25 protein-coding genes are annotated in these 25,480 nt (G+C 54.0%); 11 read left to right on the plus strand and 14 right to left on the minus strand.

Going from position 1 to position 25,480, the window contains the following annotated elements:
- Nucleotides 1-28 precede the first annotated feature (28 nt).
- On the minus strand, nt 29-967 hold the full coding sequence (locus NMK_RS11600; protein WP_109015914.1) for a TIGR01459 family HAD-type hydrolase: 939 nt from the start codon (nt 965-967) through the stop codon (nt 29-31).
- Nucleotides 968-1,213: 246 nt separating this feature from the next.
- Between NMK_RS11600 and NMK_RS11605 the strand changes: the two genes are divergently transcribed.
- Nucleotides 1,214-1,723: a c-type cytochrome gene (locus NMK_RS11605; protein WP_109015915.1), complete on the plus strand. Its 510-nt coding sequence runs from the start codon at nt 1,214-1,216 to the stop codon at nt 1,721-1,723.
- 155 nt (nt 1,724-1,878) lie between these two features.
- Here NMK_RS11605 and ppnN read toward each other — a convergent pair whose 3' ends face one another.
- Nucleotides 1,879-3,258 carry a nucleotide 5'-monophosphate nucleosidase PpnN gene (gene ppnN, locus NMK_RS11610; protein ID WP_109015916.1) on the minus strand — a complete coding sequence of 460 codons (1,380 nt, stop codon included), beginning with the start codon at nt 3,256-3,258 and terminating at the stop codon, nt 1,879-1,881.
- Between the two features lie 217 nt (nt 3,259-3,475).
- On the opposite strand from ppnN, the gene NMK_RS11615 reads away from it, so the two are divergent.
- The gene (locus tag NMK_RS11615) at nt 3,476-4,801 is read left to right on the plus strand and encodes a hemolysin family protein (protein ID WP_109015917.1); all 1,326 of its coding nucleotides are present in this window, start codon (nt 3,476-3,478) and stop codon (nt 4,799-4,801) included.
- A gap of 21 nt (nt 4,802-4,822) precedes the next feature.
- On the opposite strand, the gene NMK_RS11620 is transcribed toward NMK_RS11615, so the two are convergent.
- A complete protein-coding gene (locus tag NMK_RS11620) occupies nt 4,823-5,989 on the minus strand; it encodes an HD-GYP domain-containing protein (RefSeq protein ID WP_109015918.1) in 1,167 nt (388 codons plus the stop codon).
- A gap of 238 nt (nt 5,990-6,227) precedes the next feature.
- Here NMK_RS11620 and NMK_RS11625 point away from each other — a divergent pair, with 238 nt between their 5' ends.
- Both NMK_RS11625 and NMK_RS11630 read left to right on the plus strand, forming a co-directional pair.
- Nucleotides 6,228-6,485, plus strand: coding sequence for a hypothetical protein (locus NMK_RS11625; protein WP_109015919.1), 258 nt, complete (start codon nt 6,228-6,230; stop codon nt 6,483-6,485).
- Between the two features lie 18 nt (nt 6,486-6,503).
- The gene (locus NMK_RS11630) at nt 6,504-6,995 is read left to right on the plus strand and encodes a universal stress protein (protein WP_109015920.1); all 492 of its coding nucleotides are present in this window, start codon (nt 6,504-6,506) and stop codon (nt 6,993-6,995) included.
- Between the two features lie 19 nt (nt 6,996-7,014).
- Here NMK_RS11630 and NMK_RS11635 read toward each other — a convergent pair whose 3' ends face one another.
- The 9 genes from NMK_RS11635 to NMK_RS11675 all read right to left on the minus strand — a co-directional run bounded on the left by NMK_RS11635 (nt 7,015) and on the right by NMK_RS11675 (nt 16,408).
- Nucleotides 7,015-7,212 (minus strand): DUF3079 domain-containing protein, encoded by a 198-nt coding sequence (locus NMK_RS11635; RefSeq protein WP_109015921.1) that lies wholly within the window; start codon nt 7,210-7,212, stop codon nt 7,015-7,017.
- Between the two features lie 21 nt (nt 7,213-7,233).
- Nucleotides 7,234-7,743: a nitrous oxide reductase accessory protein NosL gene (locus NMK_RS11640; RefSeq protein WP_109015922.1), complete on the minus strand. Its 510-nt coding sequence runs from the start codon at nt 7,741-7,743 to the stop codon at nt 7,234-7,236.
- Nucleotides 7,740-8,555 (minus strand): ABC transporter permease, encoded by an 816-nt coding sequence (locus NMK_RS11645; RefSeq protein WP_227871461.1) that lies wholly within the window; start codon nt 8,553-8,555, stop codon nt 7,740-7,742. Before NMK_RS11645 ends, NMK_RS11640 begins: the two co-directional genes overlap by 4 nt.
- On the minus strand, nt 8,552-9,463 hold the full coding sequence (locus tag NMK_RS11650; RefSeq protein ID WP_109015923.1) for an ABC transporter ATP-binding protein: 912 nt from the start codon (nt 9,461-9,463) through the stop codon (nt 8,552-8,554). The genes NMK_RS11645 and NMK_RS11650 overlap by 4 nt, the downstream gene beginning before the upstream one ends.
- Nucleotides 9,444-10,700, minus strand: coding sequence for a nitrous oxide reductase family maturation protein NosD (locus NMK_RS11655; RefSeq protein ID WP_227871462.1), 1,257 nt, complete (start codon nt 10,698-10,700; stop codon nt 9,444-9,446). The genes NMK_RS11650 and NMK_RS11655 overlap by 20 nt, the downstream gene beginning before the upstream one ends.
- Nucleotides 10,697-12,922, minus strand: a complete 2,226-nt coding sequence (locus NMK_RS18775; RefSeq protein ID WP_109015925.1) for a 4Fe-4S binding protein — start codon at nt 12,920-12,922, stop codon at nt 10,697-10,699. Before NMK_RS18775 ends, NMK_RS11655 begins: the two co-directional genes overlap by 4 nt.
- 72 nt (nt 12,923-12,994) lie before the next feature.
- Nucleotides 12,995-14,950, minus strand: a complete 1,956-nt coding sequence (gene nosZ / locus NMK_RS11665) for a TAT-dependent nitrous-oxide reductase (RefSeq protein WP_109015926.1) — start codon at nt 14,948-14,950, stop codon at nt 12,995-12,997.
- Nucleotides 14,951-15,115: 165 nt separating this feature from the next.
- Nucleotides 15,116-15,634: a hemerythrin domain-containing protein gene (locus NMK_RS11670; protein WP_109015927.1), complete on the minus strand. Its 519-nt coding sequence runs from the start codon at nt 15,632-15,634 to the stop codon at nt 15,116-15,118.
- A gap of 81 nt (nt 15,635-15,715) precedes the next feature.
- Nucleotides 15,716-16,408, minus strand: coding sequence for a Crp/Fnr family transcriptional regulator (locus NMK_RS11675; RefSeq protein WP_109015928.1), 693 nt, complete (start codon nt 16,406-16,408; stop codon nt 15,716-15,718).
- A 189-nt stretch (nt 16,409-16,597) separates the two neighbouring features.
- Between NMK_RS11675 and NMK_RS11680 the strand changes: the two genes are divergently transcribed.
- The 6 genes from NMK_RS11680 to NMK_RS11705 all read left to right on the plus strand — a co-directional run bounded on the left by NMK_RS11680 (nt 16,598) and on the right by NMK_RS11705 (nt 23,369).
- Complete coding sequence (locus tag NMK_RS11680; protein ID WP_109015929.1) at nt 16,598-17,128, plus strand: SRPBCC family protein; 531 nt, start codon at nt 16,598-16,600, stop codon at nt 17,126-17,128.
- 113 nt (nt 17,129-17,241) lie between these two features.
- A complete protein-coding gene (locus tag NMK_RS11685) occupies nt 17,242-17,844 on the plus strand; it encodes a cysteine hydrolase family protein (RefSeq protein ID WP_109015930.1) in 603 nt (200 codons plus the stop codon).
- A 385-nt stretch (nt 17,845-18,229) separates the two neighbouring features.
- Nucleotides 18,230-18,730, plus strand: a complete 501-nt coding sequence (locus tag NMK_RS11690; protein ID WP_146187186.1) for a hypothetical protein — start codon at nt 18,230-18,232, stop codon at nt 18,728-18,730.
- The gene (locus NMK_RS11695; RefSeq protein ID WP_146187187.1) at nt 18,705-20,645 is read left to right on the plus strand and encodes a hypothetical protein; all 1,941 of its coding nucleotides are present in this window, start codon (nt 18,705-18,707) and stop codon (nt 20,643-20,645) included. Before NMK_RS11690 ends, NMK_RS11695 begins: the two co-directional genes overlap by 26 nt.
- Nucleotides 20,646-20,655: 10 nt before the next feature.
- A complete protein-coding gene (locus NMK_RS11700) occupies nt 20,656-21,648 on the plus strand; it encodes an ATP-binding protein (RefSeq protein ID WP_109015933.1) in 993 nt (330 codons plus the stop codon).
- A gap of 5 nt (nt 21,649-21,653) precedes the next feature.
- The gene (locus NMK_RS11705; RefSeq protein WP_146187188.1) at nt 21,654-23,369 is read left to right on the plus strand and encodes a TniQ family protein; all 1,716 of its coding nucleotides are present in this window, start codon (nt 21,654-21,656) and stop codon (nt 23,367-23,369) included.
- A 121-nt stretch (nt 23,370-23,490) separates the two neighbouring features.
- Here NMK_RS11705 and NMK_RS11710 read toward each other — a convergent pair whose 3' ends face one another.
- On the minus strand, nt 23,491-23,964 hold the full coding sequence (locus NMK_RS11710; protein WP_109015935.1) for an antitoxin Xre/MbcA/ParS toxin-binding domain-containing protein: 474 nt from the start codon (nt 23,962-23,964) through the stop codon (nt 23,491-23,493).
- A gap of 221 nt (nt 23,965-24,185) precedes the next feature.
- On the minus strand, nt 24,186-24,608 hold the full coding sequence (locus tag NMK_RS11715) for a hypothetical protein (RefSeq protein WP_109015936.1): 423 nt from the start codon (nt 24,606-24,608) through the stop codon (nt 24,186-24,188).
- Nucleotides 24,609-24,703: 95 nt separating this feature from the next.
- Between NMK_RS11715 and NMK_RS11720 the strand changes: the two genes are divergently transcribed.
- The gene (locus tag NMK_RS11720) at nt 24,704-25,009 is read left to right on the plus strand and encodes a helix-turn-helix domain-containing protein (RefSeq protein ID WP_109015937.1); all 306 of its coding nucleotides are present in this window, start codon (nt 24,704-24,706) and stop codon (nt 25,007-25,009) included.
- Nucleotides 25,010-25,480 lie beyond the last annotated feature (471 nt).

Consider the following 25,480-nt stretch of genomic DNA (forward strand, 5'->3'; position numbering starts at 1 on the left):
CCTTAGAGGAGACGGTTTCTTCCTTGGATCACCAGGATAAGGTTGTCGCAATCCAGTTAGGAATCTGGGACTCGCATTCGGCGAGGCGCATCACCGCGTTCTCTTTGTCCTGCGCGGTTTTGAATTCGGCCAGTTCGTGGCTGAGGATACCTTGCTCGATCAGCAAGGTGTCGCACCCGGCGGCGTTACCTCCGGCCACGTCGTGATGCAGCGAATCGCCGATCGCCAGCACTCGGTCTTTCGGCGAGCGGCTCAGGCTTTGGATGGCATAGCGATAAATCTCCTTGAACGGCTTGCCGATCTGGATCACCGCGCCGCCAGCTGCTTCGTATCGCAAGGCCACCATGCCAGCGCTGGGTTTCAGCCCGTGGTTGGTGATGCGCATGTGATCCGGGTTAGCGCATATTAGCGGCAGTCCGTTGCTAACGCCGGTTTCGATGAGCATGTCGATGGTCGATTCGCTGATATCGGGATTGAGCCCGCTCAACAAGATGAAATCTGCATCGTCCAAATCATGGGCTTGCGCAATATCGAGGCCTTCCAGGAAATGCGCAGAGCGGTCGCTGCTGATCAAGAAGCAGCGCTTGCCGCTGAATTCTGAAAATACTCCGTCGGCATCCTTGAAAAGCTGCCAGGCCACTTCGCCGGAGGTGACGATGGAGGAATACAGGGCTCGCGGAATCCCCAGATGGTGCAGGCGAGTGATATTGTCGTTGGAACGCAGCCCGGAATTGCTCAGTACGCCCACAGCTTTGCCGAGGCGTTGCAAGTTTTCGAGGGCATCGATGACGCCAGAGTAGGGGGCAATGCCGTTGTGCAAAACGCCCCATTGGTCGATCAGGAAAATGTCGTACTTATCTGCGATGGCCGATAAGCTCTGGATGAAGCTGGGTTTGCGTGGCGACGGCCAGAATGCCGGTTCCATGCCTTGCAATGCGTCGAGTTCGATTTGACTTGCCAGTTTCATGCGTGCCTTTCCATTTAAAAACGAGCTCTATGATCGTAAAAAACTGCTATCGATTCCAATCAATCTTGTCTATTTGAACCATAGTTTTTTATCTATCAATTTAAATGGGGAGGAATCACTGGAGGAGCAAGCGCGGTAACACACAGATGCCGCATAGAAGAAACCTGAGACTGAATTTGGACTCTATAAACGACAAGGCTGGATACCAAAGGCCTGACGATTCAATATCATGACCAGGAGATAACCATGAGGATCAACCGCACCATCTTGGCTGCTTCGATCGCAACCGCAGCTATTTTCATTCATCAGAACCTGATGGCTGCCGAAGGGCAGATGCAGCAATTCGTCGCAACGCAGGATGGCAGCCCGTTGCAAATCAAGCCGGAGCTATTCGATACGCCTGCAGCCAAGGAATTCGCCGCCACGGGCAAGAACACTTACATCGGCAATCAGGACGCCATCGCTCGCGGCAAGAAATTATTCCAGTTGTACTCGTGTACGCAATGCCACGGCGGCGATGCCCAGGGCCAGACGGGCCCCAGCTTGCACGGGCCGAATTTCCACTACGCCAAGGACGCTACGAACAAAGGCATGTTCGAGACTATCTGGCACGGCACCAACGGCGGCATGGGTGCCAAAGGTAAGGGGCTGATGGATCCGACGGACCCCACCAATGGTTTGACGCCCGACGAGGTGCTCAAGATCGAAGCCTGGATCCGTACGCATGGCAGCATCACCGGCAACGAAAAATCCTGAGGCGCGGGCCAAAGATACAACTTGATACAAGGAGTTCATACTTCGCTTACAAATTTCGGTTTAAATGCTTCTCGTAATGCGAAACATCTCCTCCCTTCAGCGGCCTTCATGGCCGCTTATTTTTTGTAGTCGCGTCTTAATTCAAATCTGCAGTCTCATTCATCTTGCTCGACCATGATTCGATAGCAAGGCTCATAGCGGCCCGTGAGCTTCATGCGGTGTTGTTCGACAAAGGCCGATAGCAGGGCATCCATCTTCTGCATCACCATCTCGTCGCCGTAAATCTCAAATTTGCCGTGCTTTTCAATGGCGCGGATGCCTGCATCCTTGATATTGCCGGCCACGATGCCGGAAAACGCGCGGCGTAGATTGGCGATCAGCGTGTGCTTGGGCTGGTCGAGATGCAGCTTGAGCTTGCGCATGTTGTCGTGGGTGGGATGGAAGGGCCGTTGCATCTCGTGCTCGATCTTGAGCTGCGAATCGAAGTAATAGGCGTCCCTGTTCTGCTTGCGGTAATCGCGCACGGTCTTGATGCCGGCCTGAATTTCCTGCGCGACCAGGACCGGATCGTCGATGATGATCTTGTAGCGTCTCTGCGCCTCCACGCCCAGTACCTCGCCGATGAACTGGTCGATCTGCATGAAATAATCCTCTGCGCTTTTCGGCCCGGTGAATATCAGCGGAAAAGGCAGGTCAGCGTTCTTGGGATTGAGCAGCACGCCCAGCACGTAAAAAATTTCTTCTGCTGTACCCGCGCCGCCGGGGAACACGACAAAGCCATGGCCGAAGCGGATGAAAGCTTCCAGCCGTTTTTCCACGTCCGGCAAGATCACCAGCTCGTTGACGATGGGATTCGGCGATTCGCCGGCGATGATGCCCGGTTCGGTAAAGCCGATGTAGCGTCCCTTACCGATACGCTGCTTGGCGTGGCCGATGGCGGCGCCTTTCATCGGGCCCTTCATCGCGCCAGGGCCGCAGCCGGTACAGATGTCGAGCCCGCGCAGGCCGAGTTGGTACCCGACGTGCTTGGTGTATTCGTATTCCTGCCGATTGATGGAATGCCCGCCCCAGCACACCACGATCTTGGGGTCGGTCCGAGGCCTGAGCACCGAGGCGTTGCGCAGGATGTGGAACACCGCGTCGGTAATGCCTTCCGATTCGTCGAGATCGAAGCGCGGGTTGCCGCGGATTTCCTCGTGCATGTAGATGACGTCGCGCAGCACCGAGAACAAGTGCTCCTGGATGCCGACGATGAGCCGGCCATCGACGAACGCTGTGGCAGGCGCATTGCTGATATCAAGCTTGATGCCGCGCGGACGTTGGATGATCCGGATGTCGAAATCGCTGTAGCGTTCCAGCAGTTCCTTGGCATCGTCGAGCTCGTTGCCGGTGTTGAGCACGGCCAGTGAGCAATTACGGTAGAGCTCGTGCAAGCTGCCGTGACCGCTATCGAGCAATTTGGCGGCTTCCGTTCTCGAAAGTACTTCGAGACGGCCGAGAGGGGCGATCTGGGTGTCGTGGACGGGATATTCCATGCGTGTTCGCTTGTGATTGTTGATTGGGGCCGCAGCGGGCTTGGTATAACCACGTTATGCAAAGCACTCATACTGCGCTGTTCGGTATGGTACAGAAACCTCGGGTCGAAATGCAGCACATCCCCGAGGCAAGCCGTACCGACAGTATCTGCCAATGCTGTACCATTCGCAGTGTTTTTGCCATTTCAGGAGAAATCAAGGCCATCCGGCCTTTGTTATGGGTCATCAATTGTTGTTGATCGTTGTTGCCTTCCTACTGGTTGTGCTCAACGGATTTTTCGTCGCAGCGGAGTTTGGCCTAGTCAAGCTCCGGCAAACGCGGGTGAGGGCGATTGCCCGACTGTACGGCTTGCGCGGCCGCATCCTGGAAAAAGTCCACGGCCAGATGGACGCTTATCTCTCCGCCTGCCAGTTGGGCATTACGCTGGCCTCGCTAGGCCTGGGCTGGATCGGCGAACCGGCCTTCGCCAAACTGCTGGAACCGCTGCTCACCTGGGGTGGGATCGATTCACCCAGGTTGGTGGAAGGCATCGCGTTCTCGGCAGCGTTCTTTACCATTTCCTTCCTGCACATCGTGGTGGGCGAGCTTGCGCCCAAATCCATGGCGATCCGCAAGACCGAGCGTATCGCCTTGTGGACTTCAGTTCCGCTCTACGGTTTTTACTGGTTGATGTATCCCGCCATCTGGACGCTGAACGTCAGCGCCAATGCGGTGCTCAAGCTGGTCGGGCTGAGCCCGGAACACAACCACGAAACGCGCTATTCGACAGAGGAGCTGAAGCTCATCCTGAAGGGCAACGTGACTGCCGGAAAATTCACGCGCGGTGAATGGAATATCCTCGCCCATACGCTCGATTTCGGCGAACTGGAAGTGACCGATCTCATGCGCCCCTTCAACGAAGTCATCGCCTTGAGCGCGGCCAATACGATCGAGCAAAACCTCGACCTCATCGGACAGCATCGCTACAGTCGTTACCCATACCTGGACGAATCCGGCGAGGTGATGGGGATCATCCATCTCAAGGACCTGTTTCTCACCCTGCACCGCGACGGGCGATTGGGCGACCTGGCCGAACTGGTGCGTCCGGTGCAGCATATCCAGCCGGAAATGCCCGCGATGGAATTGTTCCGCCGTTTCCGCAAGGGAGCGCCGCATTTCGCCGTCATCGGCCTCAAGGGCGAACCGCCCATGGGCTTCATCACGCTCGACAATCTCCTGGGGGCATTGGTGGGCGAAATTCGCGATGAATTCCGTCAGAGCTACAACGACTGGGCCATGCTGGACGACGGCTCGTTGATGGGTAAGGGCAGCCTGCCCATCTTCACCCTGGAGCGTGCATTGGGCATCGAGCTTGAGAGCGACGAGGCGGATTCAGTGGGCGGCCTCGTGATGGAAAAGCTCGGTGCATTGCCGCAAGAGGGCGACCGTATCGAATTCGAGCAGTTCGATGTCGTCATCAAGAAAATGATCGGGCCGCGCATCGTGCTGTTGCGGGTTTACCCCAAGGTGGCAGATCAGCAGGTGCATACGGCCAACCAGTGATCTTGCGCTTTCCATCCAGTACTAATCGGACGCTTCTTTCCCCCAGATATGCTGCATGGTGAACGGGATGATCGACCAGTCCGGGCGTACCGCTTCACGAATGGCATAGCGTTCGTGCTCGGTCTCCCGCTTGTGCGGAAAAGGCAGCGGAGAGCCCCGCGGCGCCAGTAACGCGTGGACAATGGGAGCGCGGCTGTTCTTGGTGCGCTTGGTGACAATCGCAATTTCGCCGCTGGCGAGCTTGACGAAGCTGCCGGGCGGATAAATGCCCAGAACGCGAACAAAATTGGCCGCCATCGCCTCGTCAGTCCCTTTTCCGCGATCCATGAGCATGTTGCGCAGGGCTTCTCCGGACAGGATGGAGGGCCGGTAACTACGCGGGGCGATGAGCGCCGTGTACCGATCCGCCGTGGCGATCAATTTAGCGTTTTCTGGGATATCCGCACCCGACCTCCCCATGGGGTAGCCCGTGCCATCGATATTTTCATGATGATGGGCCACGCAGGCTAGCCAGGCTTCGTCGGTCAACCCTAGTTGCTTGAGTATCTCGACCGACGCCTGCGGATGCCGGCGAATGGTTTCCGCTTCTTGCGGGGTGGGGCCGGATTCGCGGGATTGCAGGACTTCCTGAAGCGCATAGAGGCTGACGTTCATGGTCAAGGCAGCGCCGACGATTGCGTCGATCTCGGCCTCCGGCTTCTGCATGGATTGCGCCATGAGCAACACGATGATCGCCGTGGCTACACTATGGCGTGCCGAATAACCGTCGGCTTTCTGATTGAACAAAATCGACGCCAGCGCCACATCCGGATTGATCTCCACCGCCTCCCTGATCTGGGTGGCGATTTCTTTCAAATCGCTCAATAGCTTGATGTCGCGATCCCCTTCTGTCAGCTTAACCAAAAGCTGATCGAGTTGAAGATTGGCTTGCTGGATGAGCCTCAGGGATGAGCGGGTGTCGTTCGGTTCCTGGGGAGACTCTTCTTTTTTCTGGGCACTGGGGAATAGAGCGTAGTCGGCATCATCGACGAAGACGCCTCGTTCCATCATCTTGTCCAGCAGGCGTTCATTCGAAATGACATGTCCTCGCCGAAGCAAGAGTACATCGTGTTCGCCATACACATCGCAGAGCAAAGCTTCGCCTAAAACGATATCTCCCGGCACTAGAGGGCGCTTGGTCGATGACATTGAGCCGCTTACAGAAATAGGACGATGTGTAATGTCCTTAAAGATGTATAAGGTTGTCAAGATATATTGTAGGGATTGAGCTTGGTCTTATGTAAGAAATTACTTATATGATTAATTTGGCCAGGATTCTGGCTCTTCTTCCTTGTAAGTGTTTGCGCGGATATACCGAAGACGGGGCGTCCTGATATGTTGAGGAAAATTGGATGAGTCAGTATCTCGACCTTGCAAGGGAGTTCCGATGATCCGTCACCATAAAGCTGGGTTGGTGCTAGCGGCATTGCTGGGGGGGATGCATGCGCTATGGACCTTGCTGGTTGCTTTTGGTTGGGCACAGTTGGTGATGGATTTCATCTTTCGCCTGCATTTCATCAAACCGGTATTCGAGATATTGCCGTTCCAGCTTGCTACGGCCTTGATGCTGGTGGCGTTGACCTGCTTGATAGGCTATGTCTTGGGCGTATGTTTCGCCTGGCTATGGAATCAACTACGTCGATAAAGTTGAAGGGAATACCGCATGTACCAACGTATCTTGTGTCCCGTGGATGGTAGCCAACCCTCTAACCGCGGCATGTTCGAAGCCATCCGCCTGGCTCACGACCAGCAGGCTAGCCTGCGGTTTGTATTCGTGGCCTGTATCTACGTTCCACTCATCGATATGGCAGGCGAGTTCAACGTCGATCGATTGACCGACATGCTGCGTAAAAGCGGCGAACAAGTGCTGAAGCGTGCCGTGGCAACCGCCGAGGCGGAAGGGGTCACGGCGGAGCATGCGCTAAGGGATTCTTTCGAGGGGCGTGCGGGGGAGGCGATCGTTGCCGAGGCTCACGAATGGCGAGCCGACCTGGTTGTAATGGGGACGCACGGTTATCGTGGCTTCGATCATTTTGTGATGGGCAGCGACGCCGAGTTCGTGGTGCGCCATAGCCCAGCCCCAGTCTTGCTGGCGCGTAGTCCCCAACTGTTCAATTCCACTGGGGTTTCAGCAAGTCATACCAGGGTTAATTAATAGACAGTTCAAGCGAGATTCACTTGGGTTGCGTCGGCGATTCTTCCTGATTCATCCAGCCGTTGAATGCAACCCAATCTTCCCCGAACAACTCTACCGGATGCTGGGTACGTTCCGTCCCGTTGCCGCATTGCATCGCGCCAACCGCGCAATAACGGTCGCAGCCCCAGCAAATGCGCTCCGGGTATTTGGGGTTGAGCGGGAAGCGTTTAGCCATGCTGATCGTTAGCTGGCTGAATTACATGGCGTCGTGCACTACGCCGCCGGTGAGGTTGACCATATCTGGCGTGACTTGCTCGAATTTCAGGACACGCCCGCCGTTGGCCTGCGCAAATTTTTCCGCATCGGCCTGTTGCGCAAAGGCGGCAATGGTCGGCCCCATGGAGCCGGTTTTCTTGCTGCCGGTCACGTAGAACGCCTGTTTGGCGTCGATCCAATGGCCTTGAGGCTTGTCCCAATCGGTTTGGCCCATGTTCTGCGTGTAGATCGCGGTGATGCGGCGCTTTTGCTCAGGCTGCAAAAACATCGCGAACATTTCCAGCGTGTCGCAGAAAAAATCGGTCTCGCCGGTGGCGTAATGAATCTGACCCTTGGGGCCGGGAAAGTCGGCCAGCACCATGCCGTCGAGGGCACAGGAGGTGTCGGCGGCGATTTCCTTGGGGCCGACGGAGGCGGTTTGCTGGGTGCAGGCGATCAGCGCGGCGAAGACGAGCGGCAGGGCAGGGCCCAATACATTGGGTAGTCTCATTTGAATCTCCAATAAGCGAGGGACAGCGGCGCGATCATCCAGGCCAGCATGACGCCGCCGAGCAGCCATGGATTGGACAGGCTGGCGGGAAACACCGTCGCCAGGCCGTAGAAGGCGCGGATGTCGTCGGCGCTGAAAATATTGAGGATGCGGAATACGTCCGTGGGGTTGAGCAGCAGCAAAAAGGGGAATAACTGCTCGCCGAATGCGCCGCCGGAAAACACCAGCGCGCCCAGCAGCGCGAGGTCGAACACCAGCACGAACAAAAACCACACGGCAATCGCGCCGCCGCTGGCCCGCGCCCGGTCCTTGGCGAATACCGAAACCATGACCGCAAGGCTCAGGAACACCATGCCGAGCAAGATCGCGCTCAGCATGAACCCCGCGTAATGAAAGAGCGCGGCAACGCCGCCGTGGGAAACCAGCAAAGCACCGACCAGCCCGAAGCCCAGCAGCGTCGACACCGACAGCGCGGCGGATAGCCCGCAGAACTTGCCGAGGAGCAGCTCCAGCCGGGTGATCGGCATCGAGAGCAGCAGGTCGAGCGAGCCGCGTTCGCGCTCGCCGACGATGGCGTCGTAGCCCAGGATGAGCGCGATCAGCGGCAGCAGGTAGATCACGAGGCTTACCAGGCTTGCAATGGTGAATTCCACGCTGCGCAGACCGACTTCGCCTTGCTGGGCTGCGCCCAGGTAGGCGATGGCGAGGGCGAACAGGGTGAAGATGACGGAGACTGCAATGACCCAGCGGTTGCGGATACGGTCGCGGAATTCCTTGCGGGCGATGACGCGGATTTGGCCGAATTCGATCATGATTCCCTCGCGTATCCGAGGAACACGTCCTCGAGCGTCGGTTCGCGTACGACGATGTCGTCGACCTCCGCCAGCATGCCGAGTCGACGCAGCACGTCCATCTTGTCGGTACGATGGCATTCGATGACGACGTTCTGGCCTGCGATTTCCAGCTTGACCAATGCGACGCCCTGCAATGCCGTGCGCACGGCTTCTGCCGTCTCGCGCAGGATCAGGTGAATGGCAAGCGGCAGATCGACTGCCTCGCGCAGTTCCTGCACGGTGCCCAGGGCTTGCAGCTTGCCGGACTTAATCACCGCCAGCCGCTCCACGCGTTCCTGAATCTCGGACAGGATGTGCGAGGTGATGACTACCGTTACGCCGTCCGCGTTGAGTTCGTGCAAAATCCGATAAAACTCGCGGATGCCTTCCGGGTCGAGGCCGCTGGTCGGTTCGTCCAGGAACAGCAGGCGCGGCTTGCCCAGCAAGGCCTGGGCGAAACCCAGCCGTTGGCGCATGCCCTTGGAATAGCCGTCCACGCGCCGGGTAGCGGCATGGCTTAAGCCCACTTTTTCCAGCACGGCGAGACAGTCACGCTTGTCGCAGTTTTTAAGCGCGGCAAAGAATTGCAAGGTTTCCAGCCCGGTGAGGTTGTCGTAGAACACCACGTTTTCCGGCAGGTAGCCGATGGTGCGGCGCAACTCGCGAAAGCCGCTGCCGCGCACCGGCTCGCCGTTGATGCGTATTTCACCCGCCGAGACCGGGATCAGCCCCAGCATCATCTTGAACAAGGTGCTCTTGCCTGCGCCATTATGGCCGATGAGCCCCAGCGTTTCGCCGCGCCGCACGCTGAAGCTCACTCCATCCACGGCCAGCACTTCGCCGTAGTAGCGGTAAACGTCGGAGACTTCAATGACGGGGTGTTTCAAGCCAATCGCTCCAATGTGAGTTGAAAGGCCGCATGTGCGGATGGGGGTCGACCACGCTGGTCGCCCGCAGCAGCGGAAACTGGCGCGCGACAAGGCGTAGCGTCTGCACTGCAGGGCTGTTGAGCAGCAGCTTGGCGGCAGGGTATTTCCAGGTTAACTGGTCCACGACGTCGTTGGCTTCGTAGGGCACGTCGCCAATGCCATCGCCGTCGCGATCCCAGCCCACGTAGTTGCTCCAGTAATTGCCTTGCTTCTCGCCCCAGGTATCGTCCCGGGTCGAGACGTATTTGATCTGCTCGTGGTTGTCGATGAGGTCGTTGCCTTCGACCTGGTTATGGATCGAACCCGCCCACAGATGCACGCCGACGCGGTTGGCCACCACCTGGTTGCCGCGCAGCGTGTTGTATTCGGCATCGTAGATGAAAAAGCCGCGGCCGTTGCGGGCGACGACGTTGTTTTCGATAATGGAGTCCTGGATGGTGCGCAGCATGATGCCGTGGTCTGAATTGCCCCAGGCGCGGTTGTTGCGCACGATCTGGTTGCGTACTTCCATGAGCGCCAGGCCGCCGCGGTTGAGATAGGTCTCGTTGTTTTCCCACACGTTGTTGTTGGAGTTCATGTAGTGCGTGCCGTAGCGCAGGTGGTGCAGCCGGTTGCCGCGGAAGAGGGCATGGTCGGAGACATCGACGTAGATGCCGTCGCGCGTGAAGCTGATCTGGTTGTCGAGGATCTTCGCGCCCCGGCAGTTGTAGAGCTGTATGCCGTTGCCGCGCTGAGGCGAGGCGAGGTCGCGCATGCCGGTAATGTTGTTGCCGGAGATTTCCACGTTGTCGGCTTTCTCGATCCATAGGCCGAACAGCGTGTAGTTAATGACGTTGCCGCGGATGACGGCGCCGTGACTGCCGGGCTCGATGTAGATGCCCGCGTTTTGCGCGGTGAGGTTTGCGCCGCTGTTGCGGACGATGAAGCCTTCGACAGTCACATTGGGCGATTTGATGCGAATGACGTCGCCGCGGAGTTCGCCGTCCAGTGTGGGGCGATCAATGCCCTTGAGCGTAAGCGGCTTGTCGATAACGAGATGGGTGATGAAATGCCCGCGCTCCACCTTGACCGTATCGCCGTTCTTTGCCGCTGCCACGGCTTTTTCCAGCCCATCCCCCGGATGTACGACCCATTCCCGGGCCTCGGCCAATCCGCTAGACAGCAGGCAGCAGAGTAGGAGCGCCCGCAGTTTCACGCGGTTTTCTCCAGTTTCGGCATGCGGCCGATGCTTTCCACCGGAATGAAATAACCCTCGGATGAAATCGGCGTCAGCGGCAAGCCAGCCTTCTGGCGGTGCTTGCGCTCCTTGGAAAGCGGCGGGCAGGCGTGGTCGTCGTAGTACATCACCATGCAATCGAGGCAGAGCAGGCATTCGCGCTGGTCTATTTTTCCTTTCTCATCAATGGCCTGAGAACCGCATCCGGCGGCGCAGGCATGGCAGCTCGTGCATTCCTGCTTGCGCTTCAAGGCAATGCCGCGGAACTGGCTGGGCAGCGCGAGTGCGGCGCCCAACGGACACAGGTATTTGCAGAACGGACGCTCGGAGAGCAGCGACAACCCGAACAGCACCAGCCAGAACGTCACGAACGGCCAGGAGCGATTCCACACGCCGACGAGGAAGGTGGTCTTGAACGGCTCCACTTCAGCCAGTTTTTCGGCGAGGCCCATGGAGTAGAACGATGCGCCCAACAGGGTGAAGAAGATGAGGTATTTCAGCCACTTGAGCTTGTCGTGCAGTGTCTTGGGCAGCATGAACTGGAAGCGGCGCAGCGGCGTGGCGTGGACGAGCTTGTAGGCGAGTTCGGTGAGCGATCCGAACGGGCACAGCCAGCCGCAGAAGAGCCCCCGGCCCCAGATGAACACCGTGACGATGATGAACCACCAGAACACGAAGATGAACGGGTCGGAGAGGAACAGTTCCCACTTCCAGTGGAACAGCAGGGAATGAATCCAGGTGAGCACGTGGGTGATGCTGGGCTGCGCCATGAAAGTGAAGCCGGAGGCCACGATGCTGAAAATCCAGATGGCATACTTGGGAATGGAGACCCAGCGTTTGTCCTTGTGGTTGGCACGGCGCACCAGTTTGTCGCGGATGGCATGAACAAAAGCGGTGGCCAGCAGGACGAAAGCGAACAGGGCGATGGAAACCTTCTTGTCTTTCCATAGCTTGAGCCAAGTTGGGTCGGGCTTGACCACGTGCGGGCGTCCGCCTTGCAAATACCTGGCATCCAGCCAGTATTCGCGATCGAAGTTGGCGAAGGACTTGGCGCCGGTCTGCTTGTCCATCTTGTTGCCGAGGAACACCAGATTCCAAGGATAGGCCGCGCTGAAACTGGCGCTGCGGATGATGAAAATGCCGCTTTCCTTGAATTCCGGCGCACCTTGCGCGGCGATCTCGTACAGATTGCGGTAATCGGTGTCGCGGAAGGTGAAGCTATCCATGTCCTGCGCGACCTGGATGCGGTCGTAAATACCGCCCCGCACAAAGCCGGAGCCCTTGAACGAGGCGCTGCCGTTGGCGACGATGAAAATCGCATGCTCATTGGGCTTGAGGTCGGCCATAAGGCGTTGGTAATTGCGCTCGCCAAGGATACTGCGACCGATGACGGGCGCGTTGAGGTAGCCGAAATAAAGGTCGATATAGGGCTGGCCGTTGCCGTCCAGGCCCACATCCTGCGGGGTTACAAGGAGGTGCTGGATGCTGCCTTCGTCGACGAGTTTGTCCCATGACAGGGTATTTTTTATTGGTGTGAAAGTGGCTTGAGGACGCGGCTGCGACTTGATGATGCCGACCTGCTTGGCGATCTCAAAGGCAGAGCGCATCACCACCTGGTTTTCGGAGATCACCGTGACGGTGGCACCGCTGATGGCGTCGATGCCGATGTAGCCGTCTTCCGCCCGCGCCTTGCCGATCTCCACCTTGTTCCAGGCGAACTTGCCGACGTACTGACGGATGAACTTCATGAGCTCGGATTCGGGGATGCCGACCAAGAGAATCGGCTCGCTGTGCTTGAGAATGCGCACGCCGACGATCTTGCCGGCGGTATCCATGCCGATCAGCGTGACGACGGGTTTGCCGGAATAGGCGGGGATATCGACAATATCGGTGGAGAGAAACACGTAGCCCAGCAGTTTCTTCTTGTTGTCGTCTTCATGATAAGCCTCGACATAAGAAGGGCGGCCCTTGCGAACCGAAAAACTGTCTGCACCCGGAAACGCCTCCTTGCAGGGGGCGTAGGCACATAGGTCCGAATCGTTGGAAAGCTGCGGCGGAAGGGGGGCTTCGTACGAGGCCGCAGAAGCGATATGCCCGGCAGGATGATGCTCATCCTCGTCGGCGGTTGCATTTCCGACAAAGCCGGACAGTGCCACAGCCAGCAGTATTGATCCAAACAACGACCTAAACCAGGTTTTCATAGCGCGGATTGCCCGAAAAAGCGGGCGGGCCAAGGGGGAAGGCCCACCCTAATTCCCTGCAACGATTCCTTTCTACTTCTCGACGATGAACCGGCTGCGCATTTCCAGGTGCAAGGCATGACAGAAATGCGTGCAGTAGATCCAGAACGCGCCGGGTTTATCGGCCTTGAACGTGACCGAATGCGTTTCCTGCGGATTGATGATGAAGTTAACGTTGTACTTCTCGATGCCGAAGCCGTGCGTGAGGTCTTCCACCTTGTCGTGGTTGGTGACCGTGATGGTGACTTCGTCGCCGTGCTTGACCTTGATCTCCGCCAGACCGTAGTTCGGCGCTTGCGAGGTCATGTAGACGAACACCTTATTGCCGTGACGTTCGACGCGGTTGTCATCCATGCTCTTCACCGCATTGGGGAAGTCGTTCATGTCCGAGACCTGCTTGGTCTTGACGACATCTGCGCGGACGATGATGGCATCGTGCGGCTCTGGATAGGCCGTATGGTCGTGGATCAAGCGCATCTTGTCGCCGGTGATGTCGATCAATTGCTCGGTTTCCACATGCAGCGGGCCGACGGGGAGGAAGCGATCCTTGGAGAACTTGTTGCCGGCGTTGAGGAACTTGCCGTCGGCTTCCTTGGTTTCGCCCATGGAGGCATAGGTGTGGCCGGGCTGGTAGTGCACATCGATGCGGTCCACCACGGGCTGCACGCTCTTGTCGCCCTTGTACTGCGCGATGGCCTTTTCGACGTTCCATTTGACGATCTGGCTGTCCAGGAACAGCGAGGTGTAGGCGTTGCCACGTCCGTCGAAAGCGGTATGGAGCGGGCCCAGGCCGATTTCCGGCTCGGCGACGACAGCATCGCGCGGATCCTTAAGTTCGCCCGCGAACCACTTGTGCACGAGCTCCGTGGCGATGACCGTCGCTGTCGGGGAGAGCTTGCCCGAGCAGACGAAATACTTGCCGTCCGGAGAGAGGTTTACGCCGTGCGGGTTCTTGGGCACCGGCACGTAGCAGGTGAGGGCGGTCTTGGGGTCCTGGTTGGCGGCGTGCGTGCCGTCCACGACGGGAACCTTGGAGTCGCCGATGGTGAAGCTCTTGCCTGCCTTGATGGCGGCTTCGACGCGTTCGATGTTGAAGAATACACAGGCATCGCGCTCGGCCGACATCATGTCTGCGAGCAGATAGCCGTTCTCTGTATTGTACTGGTTGGTGGCGGCGAGCTTGCCGTCGTAAGAAGTGGCAACGAGGTCCATGTTGCCGTCCACCTTGACCTGCCAGCGTACGTCCATGCTTTCGGCATCTACGCAGGTAAAGAGGGCGAACCACTTGGTCGGGTCGTTGACGTCGCGCCCGTCGTTCGGCTGCGGGCTATGGAATTCGGCACCGCAGAACACGCGCGTGGTGTGGTTGATGTTGGAATCGACCGGGTCGCGCTTGTCAGGAAAAATGCCGTGGAAACCCTGCACGTTGGGGATTTCGGTAATGGCGTCGCATTCCATTCGATCCATGCGAATACGGGCGATGCGGCCATTGAGCTTATCGTTGGTCCAGAGGTATTTGCTGTCGTAGGTGCCGTCGGTGTAGGAACCGTGCACGTGGTGGGTATCGCCCGTGGTGTATTTGAGTGTGCCGTCCGGCTTGGTCCCCATGATTTTCTTGGATTCGTTGGTAATCCCCCAGCCCACCATGGGATCGAGGTTGAATACCGGGATGCGTTTCAGCGTGCGGCCGGAAGGCAAGCCGTAGATGCGGACTTCGCCGTTATGACCAGCGCTGGAGAAAATGTAATAGCTGTCGAGCTTGCCGGGATGAACATCGAACTCACCCGGGGCCACGGCGCGCGCGCCATCCCCCTCGGCGGCTTTGGCGGGAGCAGTGGCAGCAGGCTTGTCGCTCTTGCATGCGGCCAACCCCATGGCCAACCCTGCACCGGCAAGGGTAGCCTTGGCCGTGGTTTCCAGAAAATTACGTCTCCCCTGATCCGGCAGGACAGGCGTGCCGGAGATGTCGGTTTCTTTGTGATCCATCATGGTCTCCTTAATGAGCGGCGGTGGCCGGGGTGCGACAACTTGTCGCATGGGGATACCTTAAGCCCGCCGTGAAATGAAAACCTTGATCAGCATCAAGGAAATGAAACTTTCGAGAAGTTCTTGGATAGAGACCGGCAGAGTGCATCATTCGATAATCTGCTCGGGTTATGCGCCAGCTTCCAATTGCAGTGCCCGCGGAAACAGGACGTGATCTTCCCAATGGATGTGTTCGACCAAATCGGCATCCAATTCGGCAAGGGCGTCGTACAGCACCTGGATCTGCGAGATGGCATCAGCAGGACAGCTGTAATGGTCCGTGAGGCGGCGTAGCTGCTCGAGCAGTTCCAGACAGGCGGCGTGCTCCATCTGCATCATGGCGATTGGGTTGGCCACGCTGCCGAAGCAGGATCGGGGCGGGTTGGAGGGGCTATGTTCCAGCGCGACGATGTACGGGAAGAGGATATTTTCTTCCTTGAGCAAATGGGGCAGCAGGTCGGCGTGCAAAGTGCGGAAGCATTCGAGCAACGCGGTGCGCCTGGATTGATCCGGCAGCGGTGTGCTCTCAAGCAGCGCTTCTATACGTGCTAGCGCTTCGCGAGTGAAGGTGTGGTGGGTGGCTTCGATCTTGGCGATAAGATTGCCCAGCTTGGAAGTTTGTGGATCGGCGATAAGCGGGGTATTCATGACGGACTCGTTGTGCGTTGATGAACGCTCAACTTACCGCGCGACCGTTTCAGGGTCTTTGACCCAGATCAACTCTGTAAATTATCCCCCTGCATTCAAGCCGAAGCGTTTGAGCCCGGCCACGCTCAAGATGACGATGTCTTTTCCCTGTACCTCGATCAAGCCTGCTTGCTGCAGCTTGAGCATGGTGCGGGAGAGGGTTTCCGGCGTGAGGTTGAGTAGGGAGGCGATATTGGACTTGCTGGCAGGGAGCGTCAGGCGATTGCCATCCTGGCTTTCGATCCCGGTTTGCAGCAGATAACCGATCAAACGCTGCGTGCTAGTAAGTAAGGAAACGGATTCAATATCCTGCACAAGCTGATGATTACGCATGGATAATCCAGCCAGCATCTTGCGTGCGACAGAGGCATCGCGCTCAAGCAGATCAAAGATCACTCGCTTTGAGACCAGTAATACGTTCGATTCCGCAGTGGCCTGGGCATAGATAGGATAGAAAGGGTGGTTGAGGAAAATGATCGCCTCGCCGAAGCTTTCGCCAGGCCCGATTAAGCCGATGATTTTCTCCGTCCCTTGTGGCGAGGTCACTGCCAGCTTGATTTGCCCGCTTGCCAACAAATACAGCCCGCTGGTTGGATCGCCGCGATGGAAAAGGATATCGCCCCGATGCACGCTTAAACGCTGCGTATCGGCGGCAACCGTAGCTATTTGCTGCGGGTCCAGTTCGCTGAATAAGCTGAATTTGGGAAGCAGAGGGGCGATGTCGGTGTTTTCCATGAGTCAATCATGTATCTAAAAAGCATGTTATGAGGACTTTAACATCATCTGCATCTAACTGTAATTTGCAAAAAATAATATACAGAGCTGTATAAAAATATACAGATCGGTATAATGTGACCGTCTCGAGCAATTTTTCGAGGCGATACTCGAAGATCGTCCATATAAACGAACAAGGAGCATGAAGAGATGAAAATTTCGATACTCTTGGCTGGACTAATGTTGTCGGCCTCATTAAATGTGTTTGCTGCAGATGCAAAACTACTGAAGGTCGAAGAAAAAGTAGAAATCAATGCGCCTGCGCAAAAGGTCTGGGCTGCGGTCAATAATTTTGGCGATCTGGGCGCCTGGCATCCCGCTGTTGCAAAAACCGAAATCAAAAGCGGCACCAATAACCAACCAGGCGCCGTGCGTGAACTGACGCTCAAGGATGGCGGCAAGATCACCGAAAAATTACGGCGCTACAATGACAAGAAAATGATGTACGAATATGCGATCCTGGAAGGCGTACTCCCGGTCAGCCATTATGTATCAGACGTCATAGTCAAATCCGAAGGCGATGCCAAGACGGTGGTCACGTGGAAGGGGAGCTTTAAACGCAAGGATTTAAGCGCTGCTCCTGCAGCGGGTCAGGATGACGATAGTGCGGTCAAAACCATCACCGGGGTGTATCGTGGTGGCTTGGATAATCTCAAGAAAATCACTGAGAATCAACCTTGAAATAACTTTAATAAAGCCGGCCAAACGCCGGCTTTTAATGATTTAATTGTTAAACTTATTGTGCATTATCGAGAGGATTAAGCCTCATCTACGATCAATATAAAGGAAACGTCATGAATACAACGACAACCACTTTGCGAGATCTGGTCGGGCTTGGTCAAACGCCATCCCGCTTGAGCGAATCGACCTTGATCCTGATCGATTGCCAGAATACCTACAGGCAAGGGATCATGCGCTTGGAGGGTGTGGAAGAAGCCCTGGTTGAAGCGCAAAAACTGCTGGAAATGGCCAGGCAACTGAATAGGCCGGTTATTCACATAAGGCACGATGGCGGCGCCGGAACACCTTACGACGTAAGCGCTGAAATCGGCGCAATTAGTGATGAAGTCGCACCTGAGGGTGACGAAGTCGTCATCACCAAGCATTATCCCAATTCCTTTTTCAATACAGAACTCGATCAGGTACTGAAGTCCTACGGCGCACAAAACATTGTGCTCGCCGGTTTCATGACCCATATGTGCGTCAATTCAACGGCACACGGCGGTTTCAACCTCGGCTACCGACCAACTGTCGTCGCCAGCGCAACCGCAACCCGATCCTTGGAAGGTGCAAAGGGCAACATCGTCCCGGCGCAACAAGTACAAGATGCAGCACTTGCTGCAACGCGTGATTTATATGCGGCTGTCGTTGATTCTGTTTCTGAAGTACAAGCTTAACGAATTGGGATTTCAAGCGGTCAGGTTGAGAACGACGATAAAGCTGCTGGCGGGGAGGCTCGACGCGCGTGCAAGAAAAGTTCTTTCATATGTTGTTTTCCAAACTTATGAAAGCAAAAGAACTCTATAAATTGTGAAAGAATTTTTTATGTCCTGACTTCATTATGAAAAATCTTTTCATAAATGCAATATGAGTAAGCAGAGCCCTAGCTTGCAAAGCCTACTCGAGCCGCAAGCCTTTGCGCGCAGGAATTATTCGTCCCATCTATATGCCCCGTTCTCTCTCAAACTGAATCGCCGCGTTTATCTATATACCCACTATGGATACGACTTGTGGGTGCATTTGGAAAGTGCGCATGCAGTAACCAAGTTCAATGAAAGAGTCATGCCCGTACCATTGGTTCTTGACGATGGGCGGGCAATTGTTTTAGCGCCTGCCGCAGCGTCAGCTAATCTTCATGAGAAAGTAAACATCCATACATTCTCCTCATCACTTACCGAAAACACAGAAGATGTAAAAGGAATCGCGTGGAAAAGATGGTGCGAGCTACATGGCTTTGAGCATCAGGAATGGAGCGAGGAGCGATTGCGTGGGGAGCCGATTAGGCTAGCCAATGTTAAGCGCCTGCTGAGATTTACCTCATGGCCTGGATATGTCAGGAATGTCATGCTCGAGAAAGCCATCATGAGTGAGTTAAGAAATGTGCGTAAGACTACATTTGCCAATCTGGTTCTGCAGTTCCCCCAATCTGATCCTGATGAAGTGCAGCGATTGTTGGCAAGATTGATCCTCAACCAGGATGTTCATTCAGACATTCACCTCACCTCGTTTAGCATGGTTACCGAGGTATCTGCTTATCATGAGTTCCCGCCAAACTCATCGTAGAGGATATCCAGGATTAGAGGATATTGAAACGTGGCCAGTCCCGGATGTGTTGGCGATGGGGGAGAGCGAGCGGCAGGACTTTGAGCGTAAAAAAGCGGCGATTGACCAGTATTCGCAAGGGAGTAGCTTTAACGACATCGAGAGAGCAACCACTTTATCAAGACAGTATGTAGGGTACCTGCTTAGGCGCTGCACCCAGATACATAGTAACGGCTATCCCGTTGGTTATTTTGCCTTGCTCAAGGGGCGCCATACAGTAGCTGTAAGGAGAAATTCGCTCGATAAGATCGAATCCGGTCGCGCGCTACCCGGTGCATTGCAGGCATTATTCAGCAAATATCCGGACTTGCAGGAAACCATGTACAAGTTGGTCGTCAACAAGGTTCCTCCTGAGTCTAAACGCGCTGACTATCGATTGTCCTGGCATCATATTCATGAGATTTTTCTGGGACAGTGCAATTTGCTTGGGATTGAGCCACCGTCCTATCCATTTTGCAGTGGTTCTCAGGGAAGATATGCCTTGGAGAATTGGGGCAGACGCATGATTTCAGAGCACCAAGTGAGCAAATCCTCCAGCTTAAATGCCAGGGCATACGATAGGTACGTGGGGAGGGGGCCACCATCGCGTGTTTTTGAGCGTGTGGAGGTCGATGGGCATGCGTTGGACATCAATTGGACTCTGGAGGTCCCAAGCCTCAACGGCGATGGCATCATCTATTGCAAAATATCCAGGCTATGGCTGATAGCTTTGCTGGAGGTGAGAAGCGGCGCCGCTATCGGATACAGTCTTTCTATTGGCAGAAACTATAACGCTTCAGACGTCACGTGCGCTGTGCAAAGCAGCCTAGTTCCCTGGAAGCCGCGCCAACTTACTCTCTCGACGATTTCCTACAAGCCAGGCGAATGCCTGCCGAACGCTTTAATGCCTGAACTCAGTTATGTCTGCTATGACGAGTTATGGCTGGATAATGCCAAAAGCCATCTCAGCGACCTTTTTCTGACCATGCTGGAGAGGACGGTCAATGCCGTGCCTGTATTTGGCCCCAAGGCGTCCCCCAATGTCCGGCCACACATTGAAATGCTATTCGATCTTATAGAGGAGGCTGGCATCCATTGCCTCCCAGGTACGACCGGATCGCATCCCAAGGATCCAAGAAAATCAGGCAAAAACGAAGAGCGCTTTATTCTCAAGCTGGATGTGCTGCTGGATTTGATTGATTTGCTTATTGTCCGATACAACACGGGCATAGCTCCTGGCACGACCATCAGTCGTAATGAAGTCCTCAAGCGTGCGGTCATGCGCGAAACGAATATATTCCGCCGGGTGCCTCAGAACAAGCGAGAGCTCTGCACCAAATATTCGATTTTCGAGGAATCCCAAATCGGTCAGGACCGCGGGCGCCCCATACTCCGCTGGAAAAATGCGCGCTATGACGGCCCTGGCTTACATTCCCACTCCAATCTGGTCGGCCAAAGGGTGCTTGTTATGGCGAGCCAAGACTTACGCAAGATTGAGGTTGTTCTGTTAAAGGATGGAAGCTCATTAGGAGAGCTGGTTGTCGAGAAGCGTTGGCGTGACACGCCGCATACTGTATTCACCCGTACTGCCCTGAGGAGCATGATGACCAATCATGGTTTCGTTCGCCATGCAGCTGATATTCCCTTGGCAGTGAGAGCTCATATCGAAAAAGAGGTTGTAGAAAAAGGGCGTCAGCAAAGATTGCTGGCTCGATTGCTGCGTGAGCAGCAAAGCAATTCTAAAGTTGAGATGAAATCGGTATCTCCCGATGCTAGCACCCCTCCTGGCATATCTGGAGAGCTAGCTAAAAATAATACCTCGCACTCTTTCTCTAAGCATTCAGAACCCGATGTGTTGGACGCATTAATCGACAAGTTGGGTACTACTTACAGATAGGGAGAATGCCATGCTACAGAGCCCTTTTGACACCGAACGTACCAAAATTTCGACACGTTTGCTAGCAGGTCGTGCTTTTCTGGTAAAAACGCCGCCATGTTCCTTTTACCTCAAGGCACTAACCAATTGGTTGATTACGGGTTCCCATGGAGCCTTGGTGTATGGCCGGCCCCGCCTCGGCAAGACATCCGCAACGCGCTGGGTGCTAAGGGTGCTGCCCGAATTGGTCGGTAATGTACCCAATCTTGAAGTCCCAGTACGCGGGCAGAACATCGCATCGGAACGTGCTTTCTTTCAGCACCTGTTGCGTTGTGCCAGACATCGCCATGCGATGACCGGAACAGCTGGAGACAAACGCGACCGCCTGACCGAATGGTTAATGGCACGCGCCATTCGCTCGCCTGTGAACACCGCTGTGATTTTTTTTGATGAGGCGCAACTGTTGCAGGACTGCCAATACGATTGGTTATTGAATATGGGGAACGAACTCGACAAGGCTGGATGTCGACTATTTTGTCTGCTCGTAGGCCAGTCGGAACTGGCACAAACCAAGGCCAAATTCATCGATGGTGGTAAAGAACAGATAGTCGGCCGCTTTATGGTGAGAGAGCTCGAGTTTTCAGGTATCCGTTCAGAGCAAGAACTTGCTAGTTGTTTCAAGGAATTCAACTACACCATCTATCCTATGGAGACCGGTACCTCTTTTGCTGCCAATTTCATACCAAAGGCCATTCAGAGTGGCTTTTGCTTGCAGGAATTGGCACCGGCCTTCTGGTCCGTGTTCCAGGAAAAATGGCTCAGTACTGGATTAGGCCATGATGCCGCTATTCCCATGCACTACATTAATGCCTCCTTGATCGGATTACTCAATTCGCTGGTTAGCCATGATCGATCAGAGCTAACGGTCTCGCATGACTTGATCGCAAAATCGATCTCCGCTTCTGGCTACATCGAATCATTGCAGGCTCTCAAGGCGGGCCAACAAAGACGACTAAACGGGTAACAATCATGGCACAACTCCCACTCTCATGCTGCTGGCGTCCCGGTACTTTGCGTCCTTTCGAGTCTGTAGCATCATTTGGCGCCAAGTACTGCTATCTCAACAAAATACGGTTCATCGATTTATGGAAAATGCTGACAGAATTTCTTCCTCGAAATGCAAATGTGCCTGACGGCATTTTTGCCTTAGATGTTGCTGAGTTCAATATAGGTAGGTTCGCCCATTATTTGGGCGAATCCGTGTCGGTTGCTAAAACGATGATTTTGGAAAGAAGTATTCCAGGGCCTCATCTACAAACCGTTTCCGGAGTGGGCATCTCGGATTTTAATCACAAAGCATTGAGCTTCTGCCCTGCATGCTTGGCGAATGGTTATCACTCCAACCTTCACCAAATGGAATGGATGGATAAATGTTTTATTCATGGCGTGCCGCTCAAATCAGATCACAGTTTGTTCTCGACGAATTCGCGCCTTATGCTTCGCTTGATCCAACCTTTGTACTTTCAATGGTTCAAGCCGGAAAAGGCCCATCTTGCTCTCGATGAAACTTGGCCAGGGGGCACAGGCCCGACATGGTCCTTCGGCGATCACAAGCTCATCTGTGAAGACGCAATGAAGGTCATCTCAATGCTGCACACCGCAGAAAGAAGATTGGTTAAATTAGAAAAAAATCTCCCGCGTCTGATCGGCAATCCGCCAAGTAGTGCAAGCCTGGTGATGGTCATGAATATAGTGGGCTCAAGCAATCAACGACTCTCTGAGTTGGTGAATCCAAGGAGACTAACTCTTAAGCGCGCGCGCCAATTTAGCTGTGGTGCAGCGAAGGCCAAGGCTATTTTCGATCTTGATGATCATGACTTGGCGTTGCTGATGCATAGTCGTCAGGTTATGTGCGCCATTTCTGGGATTCGGCCGCAATGGAGGATTGTGCTTGATCGGTTGGAGCGACAACTTTCGTCAGGGCATGAGCATTGTCTGAAACTACTGCATGAGAGTACTTTCTGTGGAGAAAAAATACGGCTCGGGAACTCCAGTCAATTCGTTCAGGCTCCGTTCAATCGAGCAAGGTTTCATTCGATGCCATGCGATCGCATTGTCACCATGAGCTTCTTCCAAGATTTGCAAGATATAGAAGAATATAACCCATTTAGTCAAACATCGTTGACGGAGTTGTCCATGGATAAATACCGTTGGCCATCGCTGAAACGTTTGGGACTGGTTGACTATATCTCTGGGTTTATCCCTAGAAATGGCCATCAGATTTTCCGGGATGACAATATGTATTTCAGAGATGTCGATTCAGATGAAGCGGATCAGCGGTACTGCCAACTTCATGCTCCGTTAGGTGTATTGGCGGATGTCATCGACGAAATGATCTTGGCTAATGTTAGATCATGGGCTTGGGCATTGTTTAATTTGGAGCGACATGCCGATTGCCTTACCAATTCCCCTCGCTCCCCAGAAAAATTTCTGAGGAACGAAATCAATAAACTGAAACCGATATTCTCACTGCAGAAAGCTTTTTCGGGACTGGCGATGAAGGAGGGAACATTTGTACCAATTGAATTACCCCCATGGAAAACCTGTCTCGGCAATATGCAAGATCATGTGCAGGAAGTGACGGCTCTGTATAGTTTCTTCTTGAATCGCCTGGAGGAACAAATAAATAGAGGAATGCATAAAATCGCGTTTAATGATTCCTTGATCAAATGGCTGAGTGAATGAAAAAACGCTGCTGCTTTGCGCTGTGTGGTAGCTCACGCCAAAGCATAAAAGAGCAGGACGTAGGAGGATTATGCAGCGGCTTTAGCATTCTTCGATTTTGCAAAAATATCTCGAAGCGATTTTAACTGTAGGCTCCGCTTTGCATCCTTGATAAAAGGTTGGAAATCATTCTTTGACCTTCTATGGTATCCAGATAGTCTGCGGGATGTTCTCCGTTGAGGGCAGGTAAGGGTATGGCCAGCCAGTGTGCGAGCCATTGCGCAGCATTAAAACCCTCAGGGTTGCCTGAATCTACAACCATGGATTGCACTTGCCCGACCATTTTCAAAACACCCAATACAAGTTCACTGTGCATCGAAGACAATTTTTCTCCACTTTGAGCTTTCCTGTTTACAGTGGCTGCAGTGAGCCTGAGAGACACCAGAATGAGGTGTTGAGGAACATCTAACTTCTTAAAGAGATCTTTCAACTCACGGGCAGATACACCATCACGGACGATGTCTATGATCGTTTGTGGTGGGGCGTTATAGATATTAACGAAGTCTAAAAGGGAAAGAGATTTCACTTTTCCTTTCCGTTTAGTTGTCTTTCTCATTCTCTATGTATGCCTTTTATTCGGTGCATTCGATGGGAATGAATTTTTCTGACTCCACATCACCGAACTTCAGCATTTCGCCAGCAACGATCACAAATCAGTCGGGATACGATCGAAGCCATTTTCTTACACATTTTTCATGATTGCACTATTGGGTTTCACTTAAATTTAAGTGATCCTTGGTTAGGTAGCCTATTTTAGTGAAAGGCTGGATGGACACATTAATCAATATTCAGCAACAGCTCCATTTTTCTAGCTTTGTTGGAACAATCCGAAAGCCGCTCCCCATTGGAAAGGACGAAGGTGTGTCCTTGGCTATGAGTATGCTTCCAAATTTGCTTGACCTTATTAAGTTGGAAACTCTCTCCCTTATTTTTTCTGTTCATATGGTTAGGGCTCAGAATTAGAACTTCAGTAACCGTCAATAAATCGCTCTGCTGCTTAAAGATGTCTACTACCTGATTCACATCACTCATCAACAAATCTCGGCAAACTGGAAGCTTTTCAGCTTCATCTCTTTCTTTTTGAATTATGGACACGAGGAAAAGAGGGATACGAATTCCGATTTCTACCCAAGACCATGTTTTTTCTCCTTCCAGTAGAGAGAAGAATGGGATCTCAGCAGAAGAGAGTGTGTGAAACATGTCGATTCAACGTCCAGAATCAAAATGAATACTATAGATTGTAGTCCTATAGTTTTCGCTCTGGCTATATGCAAGCCTGACTTTCAGGGACTTGCATGGACATCCGCCGGGCATTCGCCCTCGCTTTCAAACAACTCAGAAAATCCTCAGGCTTAACGCAGGAGGATTTCTCAGTGGTATCGAGTCGGACATACGTAAGTGTGCTCGAACGTGGAATGAAGAGTCCGACTCTGGAAAAAATAGACGAGTTGGCAAGCACCATGCAAATACATCCACTGACACTGCTTACCTTGACCTACATGCAAGCGGGAAGTGAGGACGAGGCTAATCGTCTATTTGAAATAGTCCGCCTCCAAATCGCTCAAAGCGATCCTGAAAGAAAAAAGAACCAAACCTCTTAGATTGACATACCAATTTTACTGGATACCGAATACACCGGTCTCGGACAAATCGTTCCTGGGCTAATATCGCTCGCGCTTGTGCCGGAAGATGGCAAAGCCCCGTTTTATGCAGAAATTTAAATGGGTGAGGGCTGGGCCAAACAGGATTGTGCTGAATTTGTGATAGCCGAGGTATTACCAATTCTGAGAGGTGATGAATATCAGGTAACTCGTATTCGCCTCAAGGAAAAGCTACTCGTTTGGCTGGCCGAGAGGCCTAGGCATTTACAAGTGACCTGCGACTCAGAAACAGATTTTCGCTTTCTTAAGCAGACACTAGGTCGGGATTGGCCCGATAAAATGGATACTTCAGTATTTTGATTTGCGACCATTGATTGACACTACGGTGTACGAACGCGCAGCACAAGTCTTCTATACTCAAAATAATTTGCCCCATAATGCTCTTGCGGATGCTCAAGCCCACCGTGCTGG

The organism is Novimethylophilus kurashikiensis (assembly GCF_003112435.1).
Taxonomy (GTDB): Bacteria; Pseudomonadota; Gammaproteobacteria; order Burkholderiales; family Methylophilaceae; genus Novimethylophilus; species Novimethylophilus kurashikiensis.

Bases quoted from the DNA above. Each gene is read 5' to 3' on its own strand.
- NMK_RS11710 (WP_109015935.1), bottom strand. From the start codon at position 23,964: ATGAGAAAGACAACTAAACGGAAAGGAAAAGTGAAATCTCTTTCCCTT.
- NMK_RS11700 (WP_109015933.1), top strand. From the start codon at position 20,656: ATGCTACAGAGCCCTTTTGACACCGAACGTACCAAAATTTCGACACGT.
- NMK_RS11715 (WP_109015936.1), bottom strand. From the start codon at position 24,608: ATGTTTCACACACTCTCTTCTGCTGAGATCCCATTCTTCTCTCTACTG.
- NMK_RS11640 (WP_109015922.1), bottom strand. From the start codon at position 7,743: ATGAGACTACCCAATGTATTGGGCCCTGCCCTGCCGCTCGTCTTCGCC.
- NMK_RS11680 (WP_109015929.1), top strand. From the start codon at position 16,598: ATGAAAATTTCGATACTCTTGGCTGGACTAATGTTGTCGGCCTCATTA.
- NMK_RS11685 (WP_109015930.1), top strand. From the start codon at position 17,242: ATGAATACAACGACAACCACTTTGCGAGATCTGGTCGGGCTTGGTCAA.
- NMK_RS11620 (WP_109015918.1), bottom strand. From the start codon at position 5,989: ATGTCATCGACCAAGCGCCCTCTAGTGCCGGGAGATATCGTTTTAGGC.
- NMK_RS11605 (WP_109015915.1), top strand. From the start codon at position 1,214: ATGAGGATCAACCGCACCATCTTGGCTGCTTCGATCGCAACCGCAGCT.
- NMK_RS11600 (WP_109015914.1), bottom strand. From the start codon at position 967: ATGAAACTGGCAAGTCAAATCGAACTCGACGCATTGCAAGGCATGGAA.
- nosZ (WP_109015926.1), bottom strand. From the start codon at position 14,950: ATGATGGATCACAAAGAAACCGACATCTCCGGCACGCCTGTCCTGCCG.
- NMK_RS11670 (WP_109015927.1), bottom strand. From the start codon at position 15,634: ATGAATACCCCGCTTATCGCCGATCCACAAACTTCCAAGCTGGGCAAT.
- NMK_RS11645 (WP_227871461.1), bottom strand. From the start codon at position 8,555: ATGATCGAATTCGGCCAAATCCGCGTCATCGCCCGCAAGGAATTCCGC.
- NMK_RS18775 (WP_109015925.1), bottom strand. From the start codon at position 12,922: ATGAAAACCTGGTTTAGGTCGTTGTTTGGATCAATACTGCTGGCTGTG.
- NMK_RS11675 (WP_109015928.1), bottom strand. From the start codon at position 16,408: ATGGAAAACACCGACATCGCCCCTCTGCTTCCCAAATTCAGCTTATTC.
- NMK_RS11695 (WP_146187187.1), top strand. From the start codon at position 18,705: ATGAGTTCCCGCCAAACTCATCGTAGAGGATATCCAGGATTAGAGGAT.
- NMK_RS11635 (WP_109015921.1), bottom strand. From the start codon at position 7,212: ATGGCTAAACGCTTCCCGCTCAACCCCAAATACCCGGAGCGCATTTGC.
- ppnN (WP_109015916.1), bottom strand. From the start codon at position 3,258: ATGGAATATCCCGTCCACGACACCCAGATCGCCCCTCTCGGCCGTCTC.
- NMK_RS11625 (WP_109015919.1), top strand. From the start codon at position 6,228: ATGATCCGTCACCATAAAGCTGGGTTGGTGCTAGCGGCATTGCTGGGG.
- NMK_RS11705 (WP_146187188.1), top strand. From the start codon at position 21,654: ATGGCACAACTCCCACTCTCATGCTGCTGGCGTCCCGGTACTTTGCGT.
- NMK_RS11630 (WP_109015920.1), top strand. From the start codon at position 6,504: ATGTACCAACGTATCTTGTGTCCCGTGGATGGTAGCCAACCCTCTAAC.
- NMK_RS11615 (WP_109015917.1), top strand. From the start codon at position 3,476: ATGGGTCATCAATTGTTGTTGATCGTTGTTGCCTTCCTACTGGTTGTG.
- NMK_RS11720 (WP_109015937.1), top strand. From the start codon at position 24,704: ATGGACATCCGCCGGGCATTCGCCCTCGCTTTCAAACAACTCAGAAAA.
- NMK_RS11690 (WP_146187186.1), top strand. From the start codon at position 18,230: ATGCCCGTACCATTGGTTCTTGACGATGGGCGGGCAATTGTTTTAGCG.